Annotated in this window: 4 protein-coding genes; all 4 read left to right on the top strand. The window is 62.2% G+C overall.

What is annotated here, in order from left to right:
• Positions 1-193 (top strand): hypothetical protein (locus NZM16_RS03610; protein WP_295478617.1); only part of this gene is annotated, 193 nt, incomplete at its 5' end.
• Positions 194-292: 99 nt separating this feature from the next.
• A complete protein-coding gene (locus NZM16_RS03605; RefSeq protein WP_295478614.1) occupies positions 293-1,093 on the top strand; it encodes an enoyl-CoA hydratase in 801 nt (266 codons plus the stop codon).
• A gap of 42 nt (positions 1,094-1,135) precedes the next feature.
• The gene (locus NZM16_RS03600) at positions 1,136-2,020 is read left to right on the top strand and encodes a branched-chain amino acid ABC transporter permease (protein ID WP_295478611.1); all 885 of its coding nucleotides are present in this window, start codon (positions 1,136-1,138) and stop codon (positions 2,018-2,020) included.
• A 30-nt stretch (positions 2,021-2,050) separates the two neighbouring features.
• Positions 2,051-2,891 (top strand): branched-chain amino acid ABC transporter permease (locus NZM16_RS03595; RefSeq protein WP_295478607.1); only part of this gene is annotated, 841 nt, incomplete at its 3' end.

Below are 2,891 nucleotides of genomic sequence, written 5' to 3'. Positions count from 1 at the left end.
CTATCAGCCTATCGTCCAGGCCCTCTACGACCCCGCGGCCCGCGACGTTCACTTCGAGACCACGATCACCTACGAGGACGGCACTGTAAACGAGATCCGGGCGGATCTGCGCATCGTGGATCTGGAGCCGATCCCGGCATGGGCGCCCGCGGAAAGGATGGAGCTCCTGGTGTCCCACGGGGTGGAGGAGTGACCCCAGCATGATGGGCCGACAGCCAGTCCGTCCATCCCCGCCCCGGACGTGCGCTCAAGCCGTAAGGATCTCGTCTCTTACGCAATTCAGGAGGGGGCCATGGCGGCGGTGGCGACCCGCGTTTATCAGCACATCCTTTTCGAGACGGGGGGCCGGATCGCCTTCGTGACCATGAATCGCCCAGAAAAACGCAACGCCCTTTCGGTGGCCCACATGCTGGAGCTCACGGAGTGCTTTCAGGCCATCGGAGAGGACCGGGCGATTGCAGTGGTCATCCTGCGCGGCAACGGGCCGGTCTTCTGCGCGGGCCATGACCTCACCGAACTGGTCGGCCGATCCCCAGATTTCTATCGCCACGTTTTCGAAGTTTGCACCCGTATGATGAACACGATTCAGTCCATCCCCCAGCCGGTGATCGCCCAGGTTCACGGCCTAGCGACCGCTGCCGGCTGCCAGCTCGTGGCTACCTGCGATCTGGCGGTGGCCTCAGAGGACGCCCGTTTCGCCACCCCGGGGGTGAAGATCGGATTGTTTTGCTCCACCCCTATGGTCGCAGTAAGCCGGAACCTCCCTCGCAAGAAAATGATGGAGATGCTGCTCACCGGGGAGCCCATCTCCGCCCAGGAGGCCCTCATGTATGGGCTGGTCAACCGGGTTGTCCCTCGGGAGGCTTTGGAGGCGGAGACGCGAGCCCTGGCAGAGAAGATCGCGGCCGCCAGCCCATTCGTCGTCGGCCTGGGCAAACAGGCCTTCTATCGCCAGCTGGAGATGCCCCAATCCCAGGCCTACGCCTACGCTCAGGAGGTCATGGCCCTGAACGCCATGGCCGCAGATGCCCAGGAGGGCATCTGCGCGTTCCTGGAGAAGCGGCCACCGCGGTGGCCCTCCGCTGACGCTTAGCTCTGTCCCCAGCAGAGATCCTCAGTGCGAAGCGAGGATGCCATGGAGATCTTCGTTCAGCTTGTCCTGACCGGCATCATGGTCGGCAGCATCTACGCCCTGGTAGCCCTGGGCTGGGTGCTGATCTACAAATGCTCCGGCGTGCTGAACATGGCCATGGGGGAACTCACCCTCATAGGGGCTTACGTTTCCCTCACTTTTTATGGCTGGGGTTTCCCCTTCCCCATCGCCCTGCTGGCCACTCTGCTGATCGGGACCGTCCTGGGGATTTTGACGGAGCGCATCTTCCTGCGACGCTTGATCGGAGAGCCAGTGCTGACGATCATTATGGTCACGGTGGGGCTCTCCTTCTTTTTCCGAGGCGTCATCGAGCTGATCTGGGGAACGGACACTCGGGTTTTCCATCCTCCGGTGTTTCCCTATGAGCCGATCCGGCTGGGCCCGGTGGTGATTGGCCAGGTTTACCTATGGAGCTTCCTCGCCGCTCTAGCGCTGCTGGGGATCCTGGTAGCCTTCTTCCGCTATACCCGATGGGGTCTGGCCATGCAGGCGATGGCCGATGATGAGATGGCGGCGATGTCCCTGGGGATCAGCCCGAAGTTCGTCTACGCCGCGGCATGGGCCATCGCGTTTATGGCCGCCGGGGTGGGCGGCTCGCTGCTGGGCAACATCAACGGCGTCAACATCTCAGTGGGGTATCTAGGCCTCCTGGTGCTTCCCGCTGTGGTCCTGGGCGGCCTGAACTCAATCCCCGGAGCGATCCTCGGGGGGATCATCATCGGGGTTCTCCAGAACCTGGCGGGAGGTTATCTGGATCGCTTCACCCCTGGGGGGGTGAAGGAAATCTTCCCCTTCCTCGTGATGACCCTGGTGCTCTTGATCAAGCCCTATGGGCTCTTCGGCTGGGTGCGGATCGAGCGGGTGTAAACCAGAGATCCCCCAAGGAGCGCACAAGCGATGCGGATGCATCTCCCCAGCGGCGTGTTCTATCAGACCTACAAACAGGATCAGGCCCTGTGGCCAACGACTTTCGTGAAACTCCGGATGTGGGGGCTGCTGGTCTTCCTGTTCGTGATCTTCCCTCAAATCGCCTCCCCCTACTGGCTCTCCCTGGCCAATTTGATCGGCTACACGATCCTCTCCGCCATGGGGGTGCAGCTCCTGATCGGTTACACCGGGCAGGTCACCCTCGGGCACGCCGCCTTCATCGCCGCCGGCGCCTACACCTGCGCGGTCCTGGTCCTCCAGTATCACATTCCCTATCCCCTGGCCTTCCTTGCGGCGATGATCGTAGCCGGGCTGTGGTCCATGCTCTTCGGCCTGCCCTCCGCCCGGGTGAAAGGCTTCTATCTCATCATGACCACCATGGCCGCTCAGTTCATTACGGTGGACTTCATCATCACCCAGTATGTGAGCCGTATCGGGGAACGCGGACACTCTTTCTCACTACCCCCAGGAACCCTCTCGATCGGCCCCTGGGTAATCCAGAGCGATCGCGATATTTATTATCTGATGATTATCCTGGTCACGCTCTCGGTGCTGGCGATGACCAATCTGGCCCGCACCCGCATCGGCCGCGCCTGGATGGCGATCCGGGACCACGATATCGCCGCCGAGGCCCTGGGGATCAACATCGTGGCGTATAAGCTTCTGGCCTTCTTCATGGCGGGGGTTTTTGGCGGGATGGCCGGCGCCTTCTGGATCGCCAGCCTCTTCGCCGTCAGCCCCGAGCACTTCACCTGGTCCTGGTCCCTCTGGCTGGTGGGGGTGATCCTTATCGGGGGTTTGGGCAGCAATT

This window comes from Thermoflexus sp. (genome assembly GCF_025055495.1).
Classification (GTDB): Bacteria; Chloroflexota; Anaerolineae; order Thermoflexales; family Thermoflexaceae; genus Thermoflexus.
This window is presented reverse-complemented; position numbering and strand designations above follow the sequence as displayed.

What these genes read in the sequence shown, in the direction of transcription:
- NZM16_RS03605 (WP_295478614.1), top strand. Translation starts at nt 293, where the DNA reads ATGGCGGCGGTGGCGACCCGCGTTTATCAGCACATCCTTTTCGAGACG.
- NZM16_RS03600 (WP_295478611.1), top strand. Translation starts at nt 1,136, where the DNA reads ATGGAGATCTTCGTTCAGCTTGTCCTGACCGGCATCATGGTCGGCAGC.